General features: G+C 32.7%; 4 protein-coding genes. All 4 read left to right on the forward strand.

Annotation, left to right across the window (positions count from 1 at the left end; all coding sequences use genetic code 11):
- Positions 1-467: ABC transporter permease (locus SOY52_RS07795; protein WP_320848393.1), on the forward strand; the 467-nt coding region annotated here is incomplete at its 5' end.
- Positions 467-1687, forward strand: coding sequence for an ABC transporter permease (locus SOY52_RS07800; protein ID WP_320848394.1), 1221 nt, complete (start codon positions 467-469; stop codon positions 1685-1687). The genes SOY52_RS07795 and SOY52_RS07800, both read left to right, overlap by 1 nt.
- Positions 1684-2412 carry an outer membrane lipoprotein-sorting protein gene (locus SOY52_RS07805; protein WP_320848395.1) on the forward strand — a complete coding sequence of 243 codons (729 nt, stop codon included), beginning with the start codon at positions 1684-1686 and terminating at the stop codon, positions 2410-2412. Before SOY52_RS07800 ends, SOY52_RS07805 begins: the two co-directional genes overlap by 4 nt.
- Positions 2406-3437: a hypothetical protein gene (locus SOY52_RS07810; protein WP_320848396.1), complete on the forward strand. Its 1032-nt coding sequence runs from the start codon at positions 2406-2408 to the stop codon at positions 3435-3437. Before SOY52_RS07805 ends, SOY52_RS07810 begins: the two co-directional genes overlap by 7 nt.
- Positions 3438-3586 lie beyond the last annotated feature (149 nt).

The raw sequence follows: 3586 nt of genomic DNA on the forward strand, positions 1-3586 counted from the left end.
ATGATCTTATGGCTATCATGAATGGAGATAAAGGAAGTTCATTTGTCATGCTTCTATTTCTATTCATTATTGCAGGAGCAGGGATATCAAATACAATGATAATGGCTGTAATGGAAAGAAGAAAAGAAACAGCTATGCTAAAAGCATTAGGTTTTTCGAGAAAAACCATTATTACCCAATTTGTAATTGAAGGCACTATAACAGGAATAATAGGTGCTTTGTTAGGAGCTCTTCTTGCAGTTGTTGTAATGATTCCTCTTTCTAAATATGGAATAGATTTAACATCTCTCCTCTCAGCAGATATGGATATTGGATATAGAATTCCATTAATTATGCGACCAGGGTTTTATTGGCAATCATTTATCGTTATTCCACTACTTGCTGTAATTCTTTCTGCACTATCAGCCTTTTTCCCTGTTTATAAATCAGGAAAAGAGCAAATTGCTGATTTATTTAGGAGGGCATAATGCTAAAACTTGCACTTAGAAACTGCTTAAGAAATAAAAAAAGAACAGCAGTAACAGGACTTTCAGTAATGCTTGCTGTTTTAATTGTGCTATTAATGATATCCTTTATGTACACTTGCTTTGATCAATTAGCAGAAAATGAAAGGAAATATTCAACAGGTGATATAAGAATTAGAAATATCAAATTTAATGAATTTGAAAATCTAATGCCTCTGCAATTTTACATTGAAGACTATACATCACTAAAAGATGAACTACTTAATATGGATGATGTAAAAAGTGTTGAATCAGTATTTTCTCTTTCATCTTCTTTATATAAAGATGGAAAGCTTGAAAGTATTAGTGTTTATGGTGCACCTATCGATTCAGTATACATAGGTAAGGATACAATTTTATACGATGGAAGATTTGTCGAAAATAATGAAAAAGAGGTAATGGTAACACCAATTTTCCTTTCAAGACATAATTTAGCTATTGGAGACAATATTACCTGTGTCTTTAAAACAGCATCGGGTGGAAGTAATGCTGCAACATTTACAATTGTCGGTGTTGTTGGTTACCTTAATGCAGAGATGAATGGTAATGTAGTAATAACCTCCTCTGATACTCTCTCTAAGCTAATCAGGATGCAAGACGGAGCACTAGAGCTTCACGTGTGGTTAAAATCTGGTTGTGATAACATTGCAAAAGCAAAAGAGTTAAATAAAGCTTTTGAAGGTAGAGGATTAATTTGCCAATCTTGGGAAGAAATATCTTGGATATATCCTGTAATGCCACTTTATGATGTAATGATTGTAATAATCATTGGACTATTTTTCTTCATTGCATCAACACTAGTATTTAATACAATGATGATGTCAACACTTGAAAGGAAAAAGGAGCTTGCAACAATGATAGCTCAAGGATTTTCAAGGACATACATCATGGTCTTACTTGTAGTAGAAGGCTTAGTGATTTCATTTATCTCAGCTTTTATTGCTGCGATTATCGGATATTGTTTAATAACAGTATTTGGCATTATTGGTATCGATCTAACGGCATTTGGAATAGAAGCCGTTGAAGGATGGGGTTTTCCAAACATACTATATTTACGCCTAAGTGCTTGGTTATATCCAGTAATTATTATTGCTGAGATGGCTGTAACAGCACTTAGCACAATACTTGCAACTCTACGAGTTAGAAAACTAGAGGTTGCTCAATCATTAAGGGAGGAAGCATGAAAAAATTATCAACTCTTTTTATTTTAATCTTACTTTTACTTTCATCACTATCAGCTGAGAGTGCAAAAGACATCCTAGATAAAATGGAAGATGCGATGGAATTTGAAACTCTTTCATTTTCTGCAACAATAAAAAATACAGATAGGATGGGTACAACTACTCAATCCTTTGATGCTGTACAAAATGATGATGGAGATACCCTTCTAACTGTTACATCAGGTATGGATAAGGGACAAAAGGTATTAAGACTTGATGATGAAATTTATATCTACTACCCTGATGCAGATGAAATTATCAGGCTCTCTGATTCAGGTCTTTCAAGCTCATTCTTAGGTTCGGATTTCTCATATGAGGACCTAAGTGGTGATGATGATTATGAAGATAGATATAACTATGAGTTAGTGGGCGAAGAGACATTTAATAATACCTCTTGCTATAGAATTAAGTTTTCTGCAAAGAAGCTCTCTGAAACATATCAGAAAATGGAAATGTTAATCGATAAAGTTAGATATGTTCCAATTGTAGAAGAGCTTTATTCAAAAAGTGGAAGACTGTTAAAAACAATATATTACGATGGATATTCAGAACGACCATATTTCCCAACAAGTGTTAAAACTGAGAATTCAGTTAAAAAAAGTAACAAAAGTGAAATGAATGTTAAAAACATCGTATTTAATAAAAAGATTGACTCCTCTATCTTCGATAAGGAGGATTTTGCATGGTAAAAAGAATTACTATCATTGCTTTAGTACTACTATTACCAACTCTATTATTTGCATCTACAGGTGGACAGATATCACTTCTTGGAGGCTTTACTACTGCTAATCAAAAGTCTTTTTGGAATATGAGTGTAAATCCATACATCACATATTCTGAAAATGCAATGAAAGCTGAAATTAGAGGTGATATCACATGTACAACGAATAGTGATAGTACCATTCTCTCACTTTCACTAAAGAGAGCTGATTTTAGATTTCGCATTCCAGGATATGGTGGAAAGAAAATGACAATTACTGCAGGCCTTTCACCTATATCATGGGGCCTTGGCACTTACTACAGAATTGGTGATGTGTTATTAGAAGACTTTTCTCAAAATGCTCAAGCAGGTGTTAACGATAGTAGAAATATCTGGTTATTTTCCTTATCTCAAAGTTTAGGAAATGATTTTTCTTTTGATGCAGCAATATCACTTCCACTTTCAGCTAAGGTTTCTTTTATTCAAAATTCCACTATTATTGAGCCATGCCAAAAGCTTGCTACAGGCCTGAAGGTAAAGAAAAGCTTTAAAGATGATACATTAAAATCAATAAATTTATATGCATCACTAAATGAAGATAAAGATGTAAGAATTGCAACAGCCTTAGATTTATCTCTCTATTTTGATATCACAACAGGCTTTGAAACAAGGTTTCGTTCAAAAAGCGATTTACTATTTGCGATTAATATGATGAAGCTTTATTCTATTGAAACAGAAATGAATTCTTACCAAGTGGGATTATACCTAGCAAGCCAATTAGATTTCTACAAAGAGAAATACTCATTATGTAGTGCAATTACATTTACACCTAATGAGCGTCTTTCACTTTATCTTTCCTTTACAACTACATTTAATAATTCAGGTTTTGAAGAATTATTAGTAACCCCTTCTCTTTCATTTGTTTTAACAGATGCTGTAAAACTTGAAGTAGGTGGAGGATATAGCAAAGAAAATAAATTTATCGCTACTGCTGGGTTAAAAGCAATCTTTTAATAATTAATCGTTTTTCTTGACTTGCTTTCTTTAGTGCCGTAAAAATAATTTATGGCAAATAATAAATACTTAAAAAAGAATCTTTGGTTCTTTCCTCTTGGAACAGTTGGTAGAGATATGCTTTACCAACTTTTTACTAATTACATACT

The organism is Bullifex sp., from assembly GCF_034103065.1.
Classification (GTDB): Bacteria; Spirochaetota; Spirochaetia; order Sphaerochaetales; family Sphaerochaetaceae; genus Bullifex.